At 71.3% G+C, this 20,011-nt stretch carries 15 protein-coding genes; 1 reads left to right on the forward strand and 14 read right to left on the reverse strand.

Features of this window, described 5'->3' with window-relative positions:
- Window positions 1–272: 272 nt before the first annotated feature.
- Entirely contained in the window at window positions 273–3,416 is a 3,144-nt protein-coding gene (gene ileS, locus ABD363_RS08120) for an isoleucine--tRNA ligase (RefSeq protein WP_344601124.1), read from the forward strand.
- A gap of 242 nt (window positions 3,417–3,658) precedes the next feature.
- On the opposite strand, the gene ABD363_RS08125 is transcribed toward ileS, so the two are convergent.
- The 14 genes from ABD363_RS08125 to ABD363_RS08190 all read right to left on the reverse strand — a co-directional run.
- Entirely contained in the window at window positions 3,659–4,792 is a 1,134-nt protein-coding gene (locus ABD363_RS08125) for a DivIVA domain-containing protein (RefSeq protein ID WP_344601126.1), read from the reverse strand.
- A gap of 55 nt (window positions 4,793–4,847) precedes the next feature.
- A complete protein-coding gene (locus tag ABD363_RS08130) occupies window positions 4,848–5,132 on the reverse strand; it encodes a YggT family protein (protein WP_007448661.1) in 285 nt (94 codons plus the stop codon).
- A gap of 72 nt (window positions 5,133–5,204) precedes the next feature.
- Complete coding sequence (locus ABD363_RS08135; RefSeq protein WP_344601128.1) at window positions 5,205–5,846, reverse strand: cell division protein SepF; 642 nt, start codon at window positions 5,844–5,846, stop codon at window positions 5,205–5,207.
- A gap of 128 nt (window positions 5,847–5,974) precedes the next feature.
- On the reverse strand, window positions 5,975–6,694 hold the full coding sequence (locus ABD363_RS08140; protein WP_344601130.1) for a YggS family pyridoxal phosphate-dependent enzyme: 720 nt from the start codon (window positions 6,692–6,694) through the stop codon (window positions 5,975–5,977).
- 6 nt (window positions 6,695–6,700) lie between these two features.
- Window positions 6,701–7,429, reverse strand: coding sequence for a peptidoglycan editing factor PgeF (gene pgeF, locus ABD363_RS08145; protein ID WP_344601132.1), 729 nt, complete (start codon window positions 7,427–7,429; stop codon window positions 6,701–6,703).
- A 10-nt stretch (window positions 7,430–7,439) separates the two neighbouring features.
- Window positions 7,440–8,633, reverse strand: coding sequence for a cell division protein FtsZ (ftsZ, locus tag ABD363_RS08150; RefSeq protein WP_344601134.1), 1,194 nt, complete (start codon window positions 8,631–8,633; stop codon window positions 7,440–7,442).
- Between the two features lie 287 nt (window positions 8,634–8,920).
- Complete coding sequence (locus ABD363_RS08155) at window positions 8,921–9,721, reverse strand: cell division protein FtsQ/DivIB (RefSeq protein WP_344601136.1); 801 nt, start codon at window positions 9,719–9,721, stop codon at window positions 8,921–8,923.
- A gap of 25 nt (window positions 9,722–9,746) precedes the next feature.
- A complete protein-coding gene (gene murG / locus ABD363_RS08160; RefSeq protein ID WP_344601138.1) occupies window positions 9,747–10,844 on the reverse strand; it encodes an undecaprenyldiphospho-muramoylpentapeptide beta-N-acetylglucosaminyltransferase in 1,098 nt (365 codons plus the stop codon).
- Between the two features lie 6 nt (window positions 10,845–10,850).
- Entirely contained in the window at window positions 10,851–12,212 is a 1,362-nt protein-coding gene (gene ftsW, locus ABD363_RS08165) for a putative lipid II flippase FtsW (protein WP_344601140.1), read from the reverse strand.
- A 190-nt stretch (window positions 12,213–12,402) separates the two neighbouring features.
- Entirely contained in the window at window positions 12,403–13,851 is a 1,449-nt protein-coding gene (gene murD, locus ABD363_RS08170; protein ID WP_344601141.1) for a UDP-N-acetylmuramoyl-L-alanine--D-glutamate ligase, read from the reverse strand.
- On the reverse strand, window positions 13,833–14,927 hold the full coding sequence (gene mraY, locus ABD363_RS08175) for a phospho-N-acetylmuramoyl-pentapeptide-transferase (RefSeq protein WP_344601162.1): 1,095 nt from the start codon (window positions 14,925–14,927) through the stop codon (window positions 13,833–13,835). Before mraY ends, murD begins: the two co-directional genes overlap by 19 nt.
- Window positions 14,927–16,342, reverse strand: coding sequence for a UDP-N-acetylmuramoyl-tripeptide--D-alanyl-D-alanine ligase (locus tag ABD363_RS08180; RefSeq protein ID WP_344601142.1), 1,416 nt, complete (start codon window positions 16,340–16,342; stop codon window positions 14,927–14,929). The genes mraY and ABD363_RS08180 overlap by 1 nt, the downstream gene beginning before the upstream one ends.
- A gap of 28 nt (window positions 16,343–16,370) precedes the next feature.
- Entirely contained in the window at window positions 16,371–17,891 is a 1,521-nt protein-coding gene (locus ABD363_RS08185) for a UDP-N-acetylmuramoyl-L-alanyl-D-glutamate--2,6-diaminopimelate ligase (protein ID WP_344601144.1), read from the reverse strand.
- A 227-nt stretch (window positions 17,892–18,118) separates the two neighbouring features.
- Window positions 18,119–20,011 (reverse strand): peptidoglycan D,D-transpeptidase FtsI family protein (locus ABD363_RS08190; RefSeq protein ID WP_344601146.1); only part of this gene is annotated, 1,893 nt, incomplete at its 5' end.

Below are 20,011 nucleotides of genomic sequence, written 5' to 3' on the forward strand. Positions count from 1 at the left end.
CGTACGCAGCCCAGAGCGACCCGGGGACGGTGTGAGCCCGGGGGCGAGCGCGACGTGAAGATCACCCCGGAGCCGCCGGAAGAAAGCCGCGGGGAGCACTCACGGCGAGTAGAACCGGCATCGCGACCTCAATGAGGGGGCTCACCGGCGCACACCCCGCGTCGGGGGGTCAAGGAGGGTGGTACCGCGGGAGCGCGCCGCAGACGGCGCCGGAAGACACAGCTCTCGTCCCTCCGACGGAAGGCAGCAAGTCCGTTGGAGGAAGCTCGCAGATGACAGAGCCGACGTACCGCCAGGTGCCCGCCCAGGTCGACCTGCCCGCCCTCGAGCACGCCGTGCTCGACTTCTGGCGCGAGCAGAAGATCTTCGCCAAGAGCCTGGAGCAGTCCGAGGGCCGCCCCGAGTGGGTGTTCTACGAGGGTCCGCCCACCGCCAACGGCATGCCCGGCGCCCACCACATCGAGGCGCGCGTCTTCAAGGACGTCTTCCCTCGTTTCCGCACCATGCGCGGCTACCACGTGGCCCGCAAGGCCGGCTGGGACTGCCACGGCCTGCCCGTGGAGCTCGCGGTGGAGAAGGAGCTCGGCTTCTCCGGCAAGAAGGACATCGAGGCGTACGGCATCGCCGAGTTCAACGCCAAGTGCCGCGAGTCCGTGCTCCGCCACACCGACGCCTTCTCCGAGCTGACGACCCGCATGGGCTACTGGGTCGACCTCGACGAGGCGTACGTCACCATGAGGCCCGAGTACATCGAGTCCGTCTGGTGGTCGCTGAAGGAGATCTTCAACAAGGGGCTGCTGGTCCAGGACCACCGCGTCGCCCCCTGGTGCCCCCGCTGCGGCACCGGCCTGTCCGACCACGAGCTGGCGCAGGGCTACGAGACGGTCGTCGACCCGTCGGTGTACGTCCGTTTCCCCCTCACCTCCGGCCCGCTCGCCGGCCAGGCCGCCCTCCTGGTGTGGACGACCACGCCGTGGACGCTGGTCTCCAACACCGCGGTCGCCGCGCACCCCGAGGTCACCTACGTCGTCGCGACCAACGGCGAGGAGCAGCTCGTCGTGGCCGAACCGCTCCTGGCCAAGGCGCTCGGCGAGGGCTGGGAGGCCACCGGGCGGACCTTCACCGGCGCCGAGATGGAGCGCTGGACCTACCGGCGCCCGTTCGAGCTGGTGGAGTTCCCGGAGCCGGCCCACTTCGTGGTGAACGCCGAGTACGTCACCACCGAGGACGGCACCGGCCTGGTCCACCAGTCCCCCGCCTTCGGCGAGGACGACCTGAGGGTCTGCCGCTCCTACGGCCTGCCGGTGGTGAACCCGATCCGCCCGGACGGCACCTTCGCCGAGGACGTCCCCCTGGTCGGCGGCGTCTTCTTCAAGAAGGCGGACGAGAAGCTCACCGAGGACCTCCAGCAGCGCGGCCTGCTCTTCAAGCACCTCCCGTACGAGCACAGCTACCCGCACTGCTGGCGCTGCCACACCGCGCTCCTCTACTACGCGCAGCCGTCCTGGTACATCCGCACCACCGCCGTCAAGGACCGCCTCCTGGCGGAGAACGAGAAGACCAACTGGTTCCCGGAGACGGTCAAGCACGGCCGGTACGGCGACTGGCTGAACAACAACATCGACTGGGCGCTGTCCCGCAACCGCTACTGGGGCACCCCGCTGCCGATCTGGCGCTGCGCGGACGACCACCTCACCTGCGTCGGCTCGCTCGCGGAACTCACCGAGCTGACCGGCACCGACCAGTCGGACCTCGACCCGCACCGTCCCTACATCGACGAGGTCGCCTTCGCCTGCCCGCACGAGGGCTGCGGAAAGACCGCCACGCGCGTGCCGGAGGTCATCGACGCCTGGTACGACTCGGGCTCGATGCCGTTCGCGCAGTGGGGCTACCCCTACAAGAACAAGGAACTCTTCGAGTCCCGCTACCCGGCCCAGTTCATCAGCGAGGCCATCGACCAGACCCGCGGCTGGTTCTACACGCTGATGGCGATCGGCACGCTCGTCTTCGACAAATCGCCGTACGAGAACGTGGTCTGCCTCGGTCACATCCTCGCCGAGGACGGCCGGAAGATGTCCAAGCACCTGGGCAACATCCTCCAGCCGATCCCGCTCATGGACCAGCACGGCGCCGACGCGGTCCGCTGGTTCATGGCGGCCGGCGGCTCCCCCTGGGCGGCCCGCCGCGTCGGCCACAACACCATCCAGGAAGTGGTCCGCAAGACGCTCCTCACCTACTGGAACACGGTCGCCTTCCAGGCCCTGTACGCCCGTACCGCGGGCTGGGCGCCGGGCGAGGACGACCCGGCCCCGGCCGACCGCCCGCTGCTGGACCGCTGGCTGCTGTCCGAGCTGCACGCGCTCACCGACCAGGTCACCCAGTCCCTGGAGGGGTACGACACCCAGCGCGCCGGCAAGCTGCTGTCCGCGTTCGTCGACGACCTGTCCAACTGGTACGTGCGCCGCTCCCGGCGCCGCTTCTGGCAGGGCGACCGGGCCGCGCTGCGCACGCTGCACGAGGTGCTGGAGACCGTCACCAGGCTGATGGCGCCGATCACCCCGTTCATCACCGAGCGGGTGTGGCAGGACCTGGTCGTCCCGGTCACCCCGGGCGCCCCGGAGTCGGTGCACCTGTCCTCCTGGCCGGAAGCCGACCTGACCGCCATCGACCCGGAGCTGTCGCGGCAGATGGTGCTGGTCCGCCGGCTGGTCGAGCTGGGCCGTGCCACCCGCGCGGAGTCCGGCGTCAAGACGCGCCAGCCGCTGCGGCGCGCCCTGATCGCGGCCACCGGCTTCGACTCCCTCGACCCCGAGCTGCACACGCAGATCACCGAGGAGCTGAACGTCGAGTCCCTGGCGTCGCTGAGCGAGGTGGGCGGCTCCCTGGTGGACACCACCGCCAAGGCCAACTTCCGCGCGCTCGGCAAGCGGTTCGGCAAGCGCGTCCAGGACGTGGCCAAGGCCATCGCGAACGCCGACGCGGCCGCCCTGTCCCTGGCCCTGCGCGAGGGCACGGCGTCGGTCGAGGTCGACGGCGAGACGATCGCCCTGGCCCCCGACGAGGTCATCATCACCGAGACCCCGCGCGAGGGCTGGTCGGTGGCCTCCGACGCGGGCGCCACGGTCGCCCTCGACCTGGAGATCACCGAGGAACTGCGCCGGGCGGGCCTCGCCCGTGACGCGATCCGGCTGATCCAGGAGGCCCGCAAGAACAGCGGCCTCGACGTCGCCGACCGCATCGCCCTGCGCTGGACGGCCACGGACCCGGCGACCGTCGACGCCCTGACCGGCCACTCCGCCCTGATCGCCGACGAGGTCCTCGCCACCGACTTCGCCCAGGGCGAGGCGGACGACACGTACGGGGACCCGTTCACGGACGAGGGCCTGACGCTGACCTTCCGCCTGCGCAAGGCGTGACCGCGCGCGGCGCCGCCGCACACGTGCGGTTGCGCACGGCGTGACCGCGCACCCACCGAGGCCCGGGACCACCGCAAGAAAGCGGTGGTCCCGGGCCTTCCGCGTCGCCTCCGTGCGCCCCCTCCCGCCCCCGGACGGACCGTCCGCGGCCCCCGAACACGCGCGGCAAAGGGCGGGGCCCCGGACCGAAGTCCGGGGCCCCGCCCTGAACGCTGCCGACGTCTACGTCGTCCTACGACCCGTCAGTTGTCGTCCTCGTCGATCAGGAACCCGCGCATCGGCGAGGGGGCCTGACCCATCGGGGACGGGCTCTGCGGCCGGACCGGAGCCATCGGCTGGGTCATCGCCGGAGACATCTGCTGCTGACCGCCGTAGGACGGAGCGGACGGCGAGGGGCCGCCGCCCATGCCCTGGTTGCCGCCGTACGACGGGGCGCTCGCGCCGGCCGGGGCCATGGAGGGCGCCGGGGACGGCGGGAGGGAGGCCGTCGCGGGCGTGCGCGGCGGGGCGAGCGAGTCGTCGGCCTGGGTCTCCAGCTGGCGCAGCTGCGACTCCAGGTAGGACTTCAGCCGCGTGCGGTACTCGCGCTCGAAGCCGCGCAGGTCCTCGACCTTGCGCTCCAGCGTGGCGCGGGCGGACTCCAGGGAGCCCATCGCGACGCGGTGCTTCTCCTGCGCGTCCCGCTCCAGGGCGTCGGCCTTGGCACGAGCGTCCCGCTCCAGACCCTCGGCGCGCGAACGGGCCTCGCCGACGATCTTGTTCGCCTCGGAGCGGGCCTCGGCGATCGCCTGGTCGGCGGTCTGCTGGGCCAGCGAGAGGACACGGGCGGCGCTGTCGCCACCGGGACCCTGCCCCATCGGGCCGGGACCCATGGGTCCGCCCATCGGGCCGGGGCCCATCTGGCCCTGCATCGGACCCTGACCCATCGGACCAGGACCCTGGCCCATCGGGCCGGGACCCTGCGGGCCACCCTGACCGCCGGGACCGGCGGGCAGCTGAGGAGCACCGCTCGGCAGCTGGGGGGGACCACCCATGGGGCCGCCCATCTGCTGCTGCGGCGGGCCCGATATGCCGGCGGGGACGGGAGCGCCGGGACCTCGCATGCCCTGCTGAGGCATGCCCTGCTGCTGGGGCATACCCTGCTGCTGGTCCTGCTGCTGCTGCTCCGGAGGCTTGCGCATGTTCTGCTGGTTCTGCGCGGCGGCGCGCGTGGCGGCGGCCAGCTTGGCGCGCAGGTCCTCGTTCTCGCGGAGCAGGCGGGTCAGTTCGGCTTCGACCTCGTCGAGGAAGGCATCGACCTCGTCCTCGTCATAGCCTTCTCGGAGGCGGACGGTCGTGAACTGCTTGTTCCGCACGTCCTCGGGGGTCAACGGCATCTCTTCACCTCAACGTAGTCGTCGGCATTCGGCAAGCCCGTATCTCTCTCATCGCTCACAGCCGGCTCACGATCGAGATCAGGATGTAGACGATGATCATCAGTACGAAGAAGGACAGGTCGAGCGCCACGCCCCCGAGACGCAGCGGCGGGATGAACCGCCGCAGAAGCTTCAGCGGTGGATCGGTGACAGTGTAGGTGGCCTCCAGGACGACCACCATCGCCTTGCCGGGTTGCCACGAGCGGGCGAACTGGAAGACGTAGTCCATGACCAACCGGAAGATGAGCACGATGAGGAAGCACATCAGCGCGATGTAGACGACGTCCAGGACCACGCTCATGACCTGTACTTCCCTCTCCCCTGTGCCGTGCTGCTGGGTGCTGCTGTGTACTGCTGTTTCCGGTGGTGCGTCTCAGCTCTGGTTGAAGAACCCGCCCTCTGCGATGCGGGCCTTGTCCTCCGCCGTGACATCGACGTTAGCAGGCGACAACAGAAACACCTTCTGCGTCACCCGCTCGATACTGCCGTGAAGACCAAACACCAAACCGGCCGCAAAGTCGACAAGTCGCTTCGCGTCTGTGTCATCCATCTCAGTCAGATTCATGATCACCGGAGTGCCCTCACGGAAGTGTTCCCCGATGGTACGGGCCTCGTTGTAGGTCCGGGGGTGAAGCGTGGTGATCCGGTAAGGCTCTCGTTCGGACACGACCTTGGGCATGATGACCGGTGCGCTCTTTTCCAGGCTCGCGCGTTCTTGTGTGATGGATGCCACGGGCGCGATGCGCGCCGGACGGCTGGATTCCGCGGGTAGCGAAGCGGAGCGTGCGACCGGCTCGCGCGGCGCGGGCGGCTGTACGACTCGTGCCTCTTCGTCCCTTTGGGGCTGATGTGAACCGTGGGACTGGTGCGACGGCTCGTGCCGCCGGTGGTCCCGCTCGGGTTCCGGGTCCAGTTCAGGCTCGAAGTCGTCGTCGGGGTCGAACCCCCGGCCGTCGTACCCATCGTCCTCCACGAGGCCGAGGTAGACCGCCATCTTGCGCATCGCGCCGGCCATTCTCTGAGTCCTCCGCTCTGTGGTGGATCGGCTGACGACTGCCAAGTCCTGCGATCCACGTGGTCGTTACGTCCGCTGTTCGGCGGTAATGACCATATTTTCTGCTGTGGTCCGACTTCCTGGCGACGTTACCCGAGCCTGGAGCGGACTCCGAGTACCGCGCTGCCGACGCGCACATGTGTCGCACCAGCCGTCACGGCCTGCTCGAGGTCCGCACTCATCCCTGCCGAGACCATGGTGGCAGCCGGATGGCTCCGACGCAGGTCGGTCGACAAATCCATCAACCGATCGAACGCCGCCTGTTCGCGTCCCGCGTATTCCCCGGTGAGCGGGGCTACGGTCATCAGTCCGTCGAGCCGCAGTCCCGGAGCCCCGGCGACGAGATCGGCCAACTCCTCGATGCCCTCGGGCGCCACCCCGCCCCGCTCACCCCGTCCGCCCTCCCCCGCGTCGAGCGCGACCTGGACGAGGCATCCGATCTCCCGCCCGGCCCGCACCGCCTCCCGGGAGAGGGCCGTGACGAGCTTGGCGCGATCGACGGACTGCACGAAGTCCGCATAACCGGCCACGGAGCGAACTTTGTTGGTCTGCAACTGCCCCACGAAGTGCCAGGTAAGAGGCAGATCCGAGCAGGCGGCGGCCTTGGGCGCGGCGTCCTGGTCGCGGTTCTCGGCGACGTGGCGCACGCCGAGCTCCGCCAGGATCCGCACGTCGCTGGCGGGATAGGTCTTGGTGACCACGATCAGGGTCACCTCCTCGCGCTCCCGCCCGGCGGCGGCGCAGGCAGCCGCGATGCGCCTTTCGACTTTCGCCAGGTTTGCGGCGAGCTCGTCCCTACGGTCCGTCATCTCTCATCAGTCCAGCCACACATAGCCCGCGAGCCGCCCGGTGGTGCGGTCGCGGCGGTACGAGAAGTGGTCGCGCGACTCCCGCGTGCACACCGGCGACTGCGCCTGGTCGCGCACCCCGAGCCGGTCGAGCTGCGCGCGCACCCCGGCGCTCACGTCGACCGCCGGCGTGCCCCAGCTCGTCTCGGCGTACGCCGCCGGCTCGACGGCGGCCACCTCGGCGCGCATCTCCTCCGGCACCTCGTAGCACCGGCCGCAGACGGCGGGCCCGGTGCGGGCGACGATCCGGTCCGGCTCGGCACCGAGTTCGATCATGGCCCGCACGGCGGCGGGGACGACCCCGGCGATCATGCCGGGCCGGCCGGCGTGGGCCGCGGCGGCGACCCCGGCCACGGGGTCGGCGAGCAGCACCGGGGTGCAGTCGGCGGTGAGCACGGCGAGGGCGAGGCCCCGCTCGGCCGTGACGACCGCGTCGACCTCCGGCACGGGGCGGTCCCCCCAGGGGCCGTCGACCACCGCCACGTCCGGCCCGTGCACCTGGTTCATCCAGACCACCCGGCCCGGGTCGAGGCCCAGGGACTCGGCCGCCAGCTTCCGGTTGGCACGCACGGCGCCGGGGTCGTCACCGACCGCTCCGCCGAGATTGAGCTCCTCATACGGAGCGGCGCTCACTCCGCCCCACCGGTCGGTGAAGGCGAAGTGCGCGCCGCTCACGTTCTCGCGCTGTCCTATCACGTCAGGAGGATCACTTGAGGAAGTCCGGTACGTCCAGCTCCTCGGCCGCGCTGTCCGCGTAGGTCCGGGACGGCGGGACCGGCGGGGCGACCGGCGGGAGGTCGACGACCGGCTCCGGGGCGGGCTCGGGTTCCTCCTTCGGCTTGACGCTGCCGAGCGAGCCGAAGGACGGGCGGCTCTCGGGCTGCCGCACCGGAGCGGGCTCCTCGCGCTTGGCCGAGGACGAGCCGAGGACGTTGTCCCGGCGGGCCGGGGGCTGGCCCCCGTCGAAGCCGGCCGCGATCACGGTGACCCGGACCTCGTCGCCGAGGGCGTCGTCGATCACCGCGCCGAAGATGATGTTGGCTTCGGGGTGGGCGGCCTCACTGACCAGCTGGGCCGCCTCGTTGATCTCGAACAGGCCGAGGTCGGAGCCGCCGGAGATGGAGAGCAGCACACCGCGGGCGCCGTCGATGGAGGCCTCCAGCAGCGGCGAGGAGATCGCCATCTCGGCCGCGGCCACCGCGCGGTCGTCGCCGCGGGCCGAGCCGATGCCCATGAGGGCCGAACCGGCCTCGGACATGACCGACTTGACGTCGGCGAAGTCGAGGTTGATCAGGCCGGGGGTGGTGATGAGGTCGGTGATGCCCTGCACACCGGAGAGCAGGACCTGGTCGGCCGACTTGAAGGCGTCCAGGACCGAGACCTGGCGGTCCGAGATGGACAGCAGCCGGTCGTTCGGGATGACGATGAGGGTGTCGACCTCTTCGCGGAGTTCGGCGATGCCGTCCTCGGCCTGGTTGGCGCGGCGCCGCCCCTCGAAGGTGAACGGGCGCGTCACCACACCGATGGTGAGGGCGCCGAGGGAGCGGGCGATGTTGGCCACGACGGGCGCGCCGCCGGTGCCGGTGCCGCCGCCTTCACCGGCTGTCACAAAGACCATGTCGGCCCCCTTGAGGACCTCCTCGATCTCCTCGCGGTGGTCCTCGGCTGCCTTGCGGCCGACGGCCGGGTTGGCTCCGGCGCCGAGTCCGCGGGTGAGTTCACGGCCGACGTCCAGCTTGACGTCGGCGTCGCTCATCAACAGAGCTTGCGCGTCGGTGTTGATGGCGATGAACTCGACGCCCTTGAGACCGACCTCGATCATCCGGTTGATGGCATTGACACCACCGCCGCCGACACCGATGACTTTGATGACTGCGAGGTAGTTCTGCGGTGCTGCCACGTCGAAGGCCTCTCGCCTCGAGTTACGTGTCGCCGACCCGTCGAAGCACTGCTGCCCCGCGATCCGACGACTGATGCCGAATGGGACGGTCCGTTTCGCCGACCCGAACCCTAACGTTGAAGTTTAGGGTTACCAGTGTGTCTGTTCCCTGGAGTCTTCTGAACAGGACACTAAGTCGACAAGTGGCGCGCGTTCAACGAACACGCCGAACCTCCCGTTTTTCTTTTCACCCTATGTGATCAGCCGTAGCGCTGCCCAGCCAGGGTGCTGGCCTGCGCGGATGTACGTCAACTCCCCGATGACGCGGGCGCGGTGGGGACACTGACGTCGAAGTGCCGCGCGCCGGGCGCGCCTTTCATCAGGGCGGTGAGCGCGCGCGCCTTGCGCGCCCCCTTCTCGCCGCTCCCCCACGCCACGGTCCGGCCGCCGTCCAGCTCCAGGGAGATGTCGTCGTAGGAACGGACCTTGACGGCCCGGGTGTCGCGGGCGACCGCGGCCGGAAGGTGTCCGGCGACCCGCACGGCCTCCCGGACGAGCCGCCCCTCGCCGAAGCGGCGCAGGCTCGCGGCGGCGGAGCCGGACCGGGACACCGACAATTCCAGTCGGGGCACGCCTTTCGGCGCCTGGGAAACCGTGGCGAAATGGACGCCCTCTCTGTCCACTTCGATGAAGTTTCGCCCCTTTTGGACAATGAGAACCGGAGTACGCTCAGTCACTTTCAGCTCGATTCCGTGGGGCCAGGAACGAACCACGTCCACCGCGCCAATTCGGGACAATTTCTGACGCAGTCGTGTCTCGATCCCTTCGGTGTCCACGGAAATCAACGGCTCTCCGACGGGAACGTCGGCGGTCCGGCGCACCTGCTCGGGCGTCAGGACACGGGTCCCGGAGACGGACACCCGCTCCACGCGCAGCCACCCGGAGCCGTAGAACACCCAGCCCAGTCCGGCGGCGAGGAGCAGCAGGACGACGGCCAGGGCGACCGCCGTACGAAGACGGGGCGGCCGCAGCCGCCGCGCGGGGGGCGGCGGCGGGCCGGACGACCCCTGCTGGCGTTCACCGCGCTCGGCGGTGGTCGGTCCGGCCACGCTCCCTGCCTTCCGTCACCCGTGCCTAGCGATGCGCGCGGCCGGCGGCGACCGCCTCGTACACCATGCCGACGAGCAGGTCGTCGGCGTCCCGGCGGCCGAACTCGCTCGCGGCGCGGGACATCTCGTACAGCCGGTGCGGGTCGGCGAGCACGGGCAGGACGTTCTGCTGCACCCACTCGGGGGTGAGGTCCGCGTCGTCGACCAGCAGGCCGCCGCCGGCCTTGACCACCGGCTGGGCGTTCAGCCGCTGCTCGCCGTTGCCGATGGGCAGCGGGACGTAGGCGGCCGGCAGCCCGACGGCGGAGAGCTCGGCGACGGTCATCGCGCCGGCGCGGCAGAGCATCATGTCGGCCGCGGCGTACGCGAGGTCCATCCGGTCCAGGTAGCTCACCGGGATGTACGGCGGCATGCCCGGCATCTGGTGGACCTGCGGCAGCTCGTTCTTCGGGCCGACCGCGTGCAGGATCTGGATGCCGGCCTGCTGGAGGTAGGGCGCGACCGCCTGCGTCACCTCGTTGAGCCGGCGGGCGCCCTGGGAGCCGCCGGAGACCAGCAGCGTGGGCAGGTTGGGGTCGAGCCCGAACATCGCGCGGGCCTCGGGGCGCACCGCGGCGCGGTCCAGGGTCGCGATGGAGCGGCGCAGCGGGATGCCGATGTAGCGGGCGCCCCGCAGCTTGCTGTCCGGCGTGGAGACGGCGACCTGGGAGGCGTACCGGGAGCCGATCTTGTTGGCCAGGCCCGGACGGGCGTTGGCCTCGTGGATGACGATCGGCACGCCGAGCCGCTTGGCCGCGAGGTAGCCGGGCAGGGCGACGTAGCCGCCGAAGCCGACCACGACGTCCGCCTTGGTACGCTCCAGGATCTGCTCGGTCGCCTTGATCGTGCCGCGCAGCCGGCCCGGGACGGTGATCAGCTCGGGGGTGGGCTTGCGCGGCAGCGGCACCGCGGGGATCAGCGCGAGCTCGTAACCGCGCTCGGGCACCAGCCGGGTCTCCAGGCCGCGCTCCGTGCCCAGGGCCGTGATCCCCACCGTCGGGTCCTGCCTGCGCAGGGCGTCCGCGAGGGCGAGCGCGGGCTCGATGTGGCCGGCGGTCCCTCCACCGGCGAGGACGACATGCACCGAAATTCACCGCTCTCCGGACGTGCGCGCCGCCGAGGCGCGCCGTCGCATCGTGTTCCATCTCCGGGGGCTTCGGATCGAGCCGCCTCCCCCAGCCCCCCGCTTTCTACCAAAGCGAGGTTGCCGCATCGCAAGCGCCGCCCGCGCAGCGGGCTCGTCACGCGCGAAGGCGATCAGCAGCCCGATGGCGAACATGGTCGGCAGCAGGGCGGATCCCCCGTAGGAGAACAGCGGGAGGGGGACGCCGGCGATCGGCAGCAGACCGAGCACCGCACCGATGTTGATCACGGCCTGGGCCGTGATCCAGGTGGTCACGCCTCCCGCGGCATACCTGACGAAGGGGTCCTCCGTGCGTCCGGCCACGCGGATACCCGCATAGCCTAGAGCCGCGAAGAGGGCGAGCACCGACAGCGTGCCCGCCAGACCCAGTTCCTCACCGGTGACGGCGAAGATGAAGTCGGTGTGGGCTTCGGGCAGTTGTCCCCATTTTTCCACACTGGCGCCCAGGCCGGAGCCGAACAGTCCGCCGGAGGCCAGCGCGTAGATGCCGTGCACGGCCTGCCAGCAGGTGTCGTTGGGGCCGGGCTCGGTGGCGCCGATGCACGAGAGGCGGGCCATCCGGTTGGGGCTGGTCCTGATCAGGATCAGCCCGAGGACCGCGGCGACCGACAGCACCCCGGTGAACAGCCGGGTGGGCGCGCCCGCCACCCACAGCAGGCCGAACAGGATCGCCGTCAGGATGATCGCGGTCCCCATGTCGCCGCCGATCATGATCAGTCCGAGCAGCATGAAGGCGACCGGCACGAGCGGCATCAGCATGTGCTTCCACTGCGTCAGCATCTTCCTGTCCTGCTTGCGGGCGAGCAGGTCGGCGCCCCACAGGACGAGGGCGAGCTTGCCGAACTCGCTGGGCTGGATCTGGAAGGAGCCGCCGAGGGAGATCCAGTTCTGGTTGCCGTTGACCGCCACCCCTATGCCCGGGACCTGCACCAGGACCATCAGGAAGACGGCGCCGGCGAGGATCGGGTAGGCCAGCGCCCGGTGCAGCTTCACCGGCATGCGCGAGGCCGCGAACAGCAGTCCGGCGCCGATCACGGCGGCCAGGAACTGCTTGCGGAAGAAGTACGACCCCGGCAGCGACAGCTGCAGCGCGGTGATCTGGGAGGCCGAGTAGACCATCACCAGGCCGAGCCCGGTGATCAGCAGACTGCCGCCGAGGATGAGGTAGTACGCGGTCAGCGGCCGGTCCCAGCCCTTGCGCGCGCGGGCGCGGAGGCGGGCGACGGGGTTGTCGCGCGGGGGCCGGGACGCCGCGGGCCCGCGCACGGCCCGCTGGGCGGGCGGCCGCCCGGTACGGCTACCGGGCACCGGCGCACACCGCCCCGCCGCGCGGGAACGCCCCGCGCGTGCCCCTCCCGGACGACCGGGGCACGAGGGGAGCGACGGGCCGCCACAGCGCCGTGCCACCGGTTCGGAACCACCGACGAGGTCCCCGCCGCATCCGACTCACGCATCCCTCCAAGGGTCCCGGGGCACTCGCCGTGGCCGGGACCCGCCGTCAGGCGCCCGCGGCGAGTTCGCGGACCGCTTCCGCGAACGCGTCGCCGCGCTCGTTGTAGTTGGCGAACATGTCCATGGAGGCACAGGCGGGGGCCAGCAGCACCGTGTCGCCGGGCTCGGCGAGCCGCTTCGCCTCCTGGACGGCCCGGAGCATCGCCCCAGTGTCGGTCCGGTCGAGGTCGACGACGGGTACCCCGGGCGCGTGTCGCGCGAGGGCTTCACGGATCAGCGCGCGGTCGGCGCCGATCAGCACGGCCCCGCGCAGCCGCCCGGCCGACTTGGCGACCAGTTCGTCGAAGGTCGCGCCCTTCGCGAGCCCGCCCGCGATCCACACGACGGACTCGTACGCCGCCAACGAGGCCTCGGCCGCGTGGGTGTTGGTGGCCTTGGAGTCGTCGACGTACGCCACACCGTCCACGTCGGCCACGTGCGCGATGCGGTGGGCGTCCGGGCGGAAGGCCCGCAGCCCGTCCCGTACGGCCGCCGCGGGCACGCCGAAGGCGCGGGCGAGGGCCGCCGCGGCAAGGGCGTTGGCAATGTTGTGCGGGGCCGGCGGGTCGACGTCACCGACCTCGGCGAGCTCCTGGGCGTTCTTCTGCCGGTTCTCGACGAAGGCCCGGTCGACCAGGATGCCGTCCACGACGCCGAGTTGGGACGGGGCGGGCGTGCCCAGGGTGAAGCCGACGGCCCGGCAGCCCTCCTCGACGTCCGCCGCGCGCACCAGGTCCTCGGTGGCCCGGTCGGCGGCGTTGTAGACGCAGGCGATGCGATTGCCCTCGTAGATGCGGCCCTTGTCGCGCGCGTACGCCTCCATGGAGCCGTGCCAGTCGAGGTGGTCGGGGGCGAGGTTGAGCACGGCGGCCGAGTGGGCGCGCAGGGAGGGCGCCCAGTGGAGCTGGTAGCTGGACAGCTCCACGGCCAGGACGTCGTACTTCTCCTCGCCGAGCACCGCGTCCAGCAGCGAGACGCCGATGTTGCCGACGGCGGCCGTGCGCAGGCCCGCCGCCTTCAGGATGGCGGCGAGCATCTGGACGGTGGTGGTCTTGCCGTTGGTGCCCGTGACGGCCAGCCAGGGGGCGGCGCCGGGGCCGCGGAGCCGCCAGGCGAGCTCCACGTCGCCCCAGACCGGGACCCCGGCCTGCCCGGCCGCCGCGAACAGCGGCTTGTCGGGCTTCCAGCCGGGCGCGGTGACGACGAGCTCGGTGCCCTCGGGCAGGGTCGCGCCGTCGCCGAGGCGGACGGTGACGCCGAGCGCCTCCAACTCGGCGGCCTGGGCGCGGGCGCGCTCGTCGTCGCCGTCGTTGACGACCGTGACGTGCGCGCCCAGGCCGTGCAGCACCCTGGCCGCCGGGACGCCGGAGACGCCGAGCCCGGCGACGGTGACGTGCTTGCCCTGGAAGTCGGGGCGTTCCGAAGACACCGAGGAGGTCACTTGTGCGCTGCCCATCCCGCGTAGAAGAGGCCCAGTCCGACGATCACACAGATGCCCTGGATGATCCAGAAGCGGACCACCACCAGGACCTCGGACCAGCCCTTGAGTTCGAAGTGGTGCTGGAGTGGCGCCATCCGGAAGACCCGCTTGCCGGTGAGCCGGAAGGAGCCGACCTGGATGACGACCGACATGGTGATCAGGACGAACAGGCCGCCGAGGATGGCGAGCAGCAGCTCGGTGCGGGAGCAGATCGCGAGCCCCGCGAGCACGCCGCCGAGCGCCAGCGAACCGGTGTCGCCCATGAAGATCTTGGCCGGCGAGGTGTTCCACCACAGGAAGCCCAGGCAGGCCCCCATGAGGGCGGAGGCGACCACCGCGAGGTCGAGGGGGTCGCGCACCTCGTAGCAGGCGTTGGGGTTGGTCAGCGTCTGGGCGTTGGCGCAGGACTCCTGGAACTGCCAGACGCCGATGAAGGTGTAGGCGCCGAAGACGAGGACGGAGGCGCCGGTGGCCAGGCCGTCCAGGCCGTCGGTCAGGTTCACGCCGTTCGACATCGCGAGGATCATGAACAGCGCCCAGACCACGAACAGCACCGGGCCGATCGACCAGCCGAAGTCCGTGATGAACGACAGCTTCGTGGAGGCGGGCGTGTTGCCGCGGTTGTCCGCGAACTGCAGCGAGAGCACCGCGAAGGCGACGCCGACGATCAGCTGGCCGGCCATCTTCGCCTTGGCCCGCAGGCCCAGCGAACGCCGCTTGACGATCTTGATGTAGTCGTCGAGGAAGCCGACCAGGCCCATGCCCACCATCAGGCCGAGCACCAGCAGGCCCGAGAAGGTCGGCGCCGTGTCGACGTCGGGGTCCTCCAGGTAGGCCGTGATCGCCTTGGCCAGGAAGTACGCGGCGACCGTCGCCAGGATGAAGGCGATGCCGCCCATGGTCGGCGTACCGCGCTTGCTGTGGTGCTCGCGCGGGCCGTCGTCGCGGATGTACTGCCCGTAGCCCTTGCGGGCCAGCAGCTTGATCAGCAGCGGGGTGCCGACGAGGCTGAGGAACAGACCAATGACTCCTGCGAACAGGATCTGCTTCATCATCGGGCGGCAACCTCACCCTCGGCACCGGTCTCGAGCAGCGCCTGCGCCACGCTCTCGAGCCCCACCGAACGGGACGCCTTCACGAGCACGACGTCCCCCGGGCGCAACTCGCTGCGCAACAGGTCGATCGCCGCCTGTGCGTCGGACACGTGCACCGACTCCTCACCCCACGAACCCTCGTTATATGCGCCCAGTTGCAGCCAGGCGGCTTCCCTGCCGCCGACCGCGACGAGCTTGCTGACGTTGAGCCGGACGGCGAGCCGTCCGACCGCGTCGTGCTCGGCGAGCGCCTCGTCCCCGAGCTCGGCCATCTTGCCGAGCACCGCCCACGTACGACGCCCCTTGCCCATGGCCGCGAGCGCGCGCAGGGCGGCCCGCATGGACTCGGGGTTCGCGTTGTAGGCGTCGTTGACGACCGTCACGCCGTCCGGGCGCTCGGTGACCTCCATCCGCCAGCGGGAGAGGGAGCCCGCCTCGGAGAGCGCGACGGCGATCTCGTCTGCGGACATGCCCAGCTCGTGGGCGACGGCGGCCGCGGCGAGCGCGTTCGACACGTGATGCTCACCGTACAGGCGCATGGTCACATCACTTGCACCGGAGGGTGTGTGAAGCCTGAAGGAGGGCTGTCCGCTGTCCGTGAGTCGCACGTTCTCGGCGCGAACGTCCGCTTCGTCGGACTCTCCGAAAAAGATCACCTTCGCCTTCGTACGGGAGGCCATGGCCCGGACGAACGGGTCGTCCGCGTTGAGGACCGCGACACCGCCGTCGGCCTCGGGGGGCAGCGCCTCCACGAGTTCGCCCTTGGCCTGCGCGATCTGCTCGCGCCCGCCGAACTCGCCGATGTGGGCGGAGCCGACGTTGAGCACCAGGCCGATCCTGGGCGGGGTGAGTTCGGTGAGGTACCGGATGTGGCCGATGCCGCGGGCGCCCATCTCCAGCACCAGGAAGCGGGTGTCCTCGGTGGCGTTGAGGGCGGTCAGCGGCAGCCCGATCTCGTTGTTGAGCGAGCCCGGCGTGAACACCGTCGGCGCCTTGCGCTGCAGCACCTGCGCGATGAGGTCCTTGGTGCTGGTCTTGCCCGCCGAGCCGGTGAGGGCCACGAGGGTGGCGCCGAGGCGCCGTACGACGTGGCGGGCGAGGGCGCCGAGGGCCGCCTGCACGTCGTCCACGACGATCGCGGGCACGCCGACCGGGCGGGAGCCGAGCACGGCCACCGCGCCCGCGCCGACGACCGTCTGCGCGAAGTCGTGGCCGTCCACGCGCTCGCCCACGAAGGCGACGAAGAGGCTGCCGGGCTCCACCTCACGGGAGTCCCGGACGACCGGTCCGGTGACCTGCACCGACGGGTCCGGTATGTCGTGCGTCTGCCCGCCGACGACTTCTGCGATCTCGGCGAGGGAGAGGGCGATCACAAGTTCATCCCCTGGGTCTTCTGGATTTTCATCCCTGGGTCTTCCGGATTGCTTCGCGAAGCACCTGGCGGTCGTCGAAGGGACGGACCACCCCGGCGATGTCCTGGCCCTGCTCGTGGCCCTTGCCCGCGACCAGCACGGTGTCGCCGGGCTCGGCCCGGGCGACGGCGGCGGCGATGGCCGCGGCCCGGTCCTCGAAGACCTGGACCTCGCCGCGCTCGTGCGCGGGCACGGAGGCCGCGCCCTGGAGCATGGTGGCGAGGATCGCGAGGGGGTCCTCGGAGCGGGGGTTGTCGGAGGTCAGCACGGCCGTGTCGGCGAGCCGGGCCGCGGCGGCGCCCATCGGGGCGCGCTTGGTGGTGTCGCGGTCGCCGCCGCAGCCGAGGACGACGTGCAGCCGTCCCTCGGTGACCTTGCGCAGCGCGCGCAGGACCGATTCGACGGCGTCCGTCTTGTGGGCGTAGTCGACCACCGCGAGATACGGCTGCCCGGCGTCCACCCGCTCCAGCCGGCCCGGCACGCCCGGTACGGCGGCCACACCGTCGGCGGCGGCCTGCGGGTCGAGGCCGGCGGCGGCCAGGGCGACGATCGCGGCGAGGGTGTTCGCCACGTTGAAGGGGCCCGGCAGCGGCGACCTGGCGGCGATCCGCCGCCCGTCGGGGCCGACCACGGTGAACGTCGAGTCCAGCTGGCCGATCCGGACGTCCTCGGCGCGCCAGTCGGCGTCGGGGCGGCCCTCGGCGGAGTAGGTGACGACCGGGACGCCGGCCTCCCCGACGAGCCGGCGGCCGTACTCGTCGTCGGCGTTGACCACGCCGAGGCGGCTGCGCTCCGGGGTGAACAGCTGCGCCTTGGCCCGGAAGTAGTCCTCCATGCCGGAGTGGAACTCCATGTGCTCCGGGCTGAGGTTGGTGAACACCGCGACGTCGAAGACGCAGCCGTCGACCCGGCCGAGCACCAGGGCGTGGCTGGAGACCTCCATGGCGACCGCCTCGACGCCGCGTTCGCGCATGACCGCGAACAGGGCCTGGAGGTCGGTGGCCTCGGGGGTGGTGCGCTCGGACTTGATGCGCTCGTCGCCGACGCGCATCTCGACCGTGCCGATCAGTCCGGTGGTGCGGGCCGTCCGCAGGCCGCCCTCGACGAGGTAGGCGGTGGTGGTCTTGCCGGAGGTGCCGGTGATGCCGATCTGGAGCAGATCGCGGCCGGGGTGGCCGTAGATCGCGGCCGCCAGTTCGCCCATCCGCGCGCGCGGGTCGTCGGTCACCAGGACCGGCAGGCCGGTCGCGGCGGCGCGCCCGGCGCCGGCCGGGTCGGTCAGCACGGCGGCCGCGCCGAGACCGGCGGCCTGGGCGGCGAAGTCGGCGCCGTGCGCGCGGGCGCCGGGCAGGGCGGCGTACAGGTCGCCGGGGCGGACGGCGCGCGAGTCGTGGGTGATGCCCGTGATCCCGGCGGTGCTCTCCGGCGCGGTGATCCCCAGCCGGCCGGCGAGGTCCGCGAGAGGTGTGGCGGAGACCTGTACCGGCCTGGGCGGTCCCGGGTATGTCACGGGTTGGCCCTTTGGGGTGGTTTGGGACTGATCAGCGTGTGGCACGGCGGTGAGCGTACCGGGCGCACCCGCCTGGGAGCTAAAAAGGGGCCCGCGCGCAGCGTGGGCCGGCGCGGAGGACGGGGGGAGACGGGCGGGCGAGGGGCCGGGGGTGTTCTGGTTCCCGGGGTCGGGGGTGATCGTCGTCACGGAGGTGGTCCTGGTTGCTCGATGGTGCTCGGTGCCGGTCAGGGCTTGAAGGTGACGGGCAGGTTCGCGGGCTTGGCGCCGGTCGGCGGGACCTGGAGGGTCTTCAGGGCGAACTCCATCACCTGCTTGTAGACGGGCCCGCAGATCTGGCCGCCGAAGTAGCTGCCCTCGGTGGCGTTCTGGATGGCGCAGTAGACCGTGACGCGGGGCTTGTCGGCGGGCGCGAACCCGGCGAACGACGAGGTGTAGCCCTTGTACTTGCCGGTGGCCGGATCCACGCGGTTGGCCGTGCCCGTCTTGCCCGCCACACGGTAGCCGGGGATGCGCGCCTTGGTGCCGGTGCCCTCCTCGTCGTCCACGACGGACTCCAGCATCCGGGCGAGGGTCTTCGCCGTCTTCTCGCTGACGACCCGCGTCCGCTCGGGCTCGGGGGCGGGGGTGAAGCGCCCGTCGGGTCCCTTCGTGCCGCGTACGAGCGTGGGTTCGACGCGGACGCCGCCGTTGGCGATGGTCGAGTAGACGGACGCCGCCTGCATCGCGTTGACGGACACGCCCTGGCCGAAAGGAATCGTGTACTGCTGCGAGGTGGACCACTGGTCGGGCGGTGCGAGGATGCCCTTGGTCTCGCCGGGAAAGCCGAGGCCGGTGTAGCTGCCGAGGCCGAACCTGCGCAGGTAGTCGTAGAGGACCCGGTTGGCCTCGGCCTGCGTCCTGCCGAGCTGGCCGGTGGCCAGGATGGTGCCGATGTTGCTGGACTTGGCGAGCACGCCGTTGAGCGTGAGGTACCAGGTCGGGTGGTCGACGTCGTCCTTGAAGAGCCGGTCGCCGCGGTGCAGCCGGTTGGGCACGACGACGTGCGTCGTCGGCGTGGCGGCGTTCTCCTCCAGCACGGCGGCCATCGACAGCACCTTGGCGGTGGAGCCGGGCTCGTAGGCGTCCTGGAGGGCCGCGTTGCCGAGCGCCTCCGGGTCCGCGTCGGAGAGGTCGCCCGGGTCGAAGCCGGGCGCGTTGGCCATGGCGAGGATCTGGCCGGTCCGGGTGTCCTGCACGATCACGTAGCCGCGGTCCGCCTTCGACTTCTCGACCTGCTCGGTGATCGCGTCCTGCGCGGCCCACTGGATGTCCCGGTCGATGGTCAGCTCGACGTCGCTGCCGGGCACGGCGGGCGTCTCGTTGGAGCCGGCCGTGGGCACCTGGCGGCCGCCGGACTGGGCGTAGCGGATCTCGCCGTCCTTGCCGGACAGCACCTTGTCCAGCTGCCGCTCGACGCCTCCGCCGCCCTCGCCCTCGGCGTTGACCCAGCCCAGTATCCCGGCGGCGAGGTCGCCGTTGGGGTACACGCGCTTGCTGCTGGGATCGGCGAAGACGCCCGCGAGGACGTTGGCCGTGGACGGGTCCTCCTCCGCCTTCTTGGCCAGCGCGGTCTTCAGGTCCTTGATCTGGTTCCAGACCTGGGGGGTCTGGCGGCGGGACAGCAGGACGTACTGCGTGTCCGGCGTGCGCAGCTTCTCGGCGAGGTCGTCCTGGTCCTCGCCGAGGATCGGCGCGAGGAGCGCCGCGGCCTGCTCGGGCCCGTCGTCGGCCTTCAGCAGCTTGCGGGTGAACATCGTGGGGTCGGCCGTGATGTCGTAGGCGTCCACGCTGGTGGCGAGGGCCACGCCGGTGCGGTCGGTGATCCGGCCGCGCTCGGCGGCCAGGGTGTGGACGACGTACCGGTTCTTCTCCGCCTTGGCGGCGTACGTGCTCGCGTCGACGGCCTGCACCTGGAACAGGCGCACGACGAAGGCGGTCAGCACCAGGGTCAGCGCGAGGCTGATCATGCGCAGGCGGGGGCGGGGGCTGCCCAGCCGGATGGTGCGCGGCGCGGCCGTCGCACGGGGCCGGCCCGGGCGGCGGGCCGGACGGGCGCCGGGGCCCGGCCGACGGCGTCG

Origin of the sequence: Streptomyces glaucus (genome assembly GCF_039533365.1) — a bacterium.
Taxonomy (GTDB): domain Bacteria; phylum Actinomycetota; class Actinomycetes; order Streptomycetales; family Streptomycetaceae; genus Streptomyces; species Streptomyces glaucus.